The 577-nt window shown below is 37.8% G+C and carries 2 protein-coding genes; both read right to left on the reverse strand.

Features of this window, described 5'->3' with window-relative positions; all coding sequences use genetic code 11:
* The coding region (locus DDE80_RS14545) for a macro domain-containing protein (protein WP_201261549.1) at positions 1 to 199 on the reverse strand (199 nt) is incomplete at its 3' end.
* Positions 200 to 212: 13 nt separating this feature from the next.
* A partial coding sequence (locus tag DDE80_RS14550; RefSeq protein WP_153060935.1) for a DUF4433 domain-containing protein occupies positions 213 to 577 on the reverse strand: 365 nt, incomplete at its 5' end.

Genomic DNA, 577 nt, shown 5'->3' on the forward strand with positions numbered 1-577 from the left:
CTACAACTTCAGTGACATGCATGTTACCCACTTGCACAAGCCCCTTTTTACAGGCTTTCTCATACTGTTTAAACACATCAGGGAAAGCTTGTTTAAACTGAAGGGCAATTCCTTTTCCCATTACACCCACTGTATTTACTGTATTTACATACGCTTCAGCTGAATCTTCAAGCAAATTACCTTTGACAGATTGAATCATTATACTCACCTCTTTAGAAATAAAATGGTCTTCGTACAGCAACGGGTAATGAAATACCGTTTTGTTGTAAAAGTTGTTCTACCCTATGCTTTATTTGCTCATCGTATACTGCAAAACCTAAACAAGCCTTAAGTGGGACCTCATTGTGTACTAAAAACTCGGCTTGTCTTCGGGCCTTTCTATTGGGATCCTCATCAGTATCCGTCCATATTGTCGCTTTCATAATTGGCCAATCAATTTTATCCAAATCAGTTAATTCCTCATAAAAATTCGTTAGTCTTCTTATAGCATGAGCATCTGTAAAAACAAAAGCAGGACAATGTTGTTGTATCATGGCTGTATTGGTCATGAAATATACCATGTTTTGCTGTGGGGGAT

The organism is Metalysinibacillus jejuensis (assembly GCF_003057615.1).
In the GTDB taxonomy this organism is placed as follows: Bacteria; Bacillota; Bacilli; order Bacillales_A; family Planococcaceae; genus Metalysinibacillus; species Metalysinibacillus jejuensis.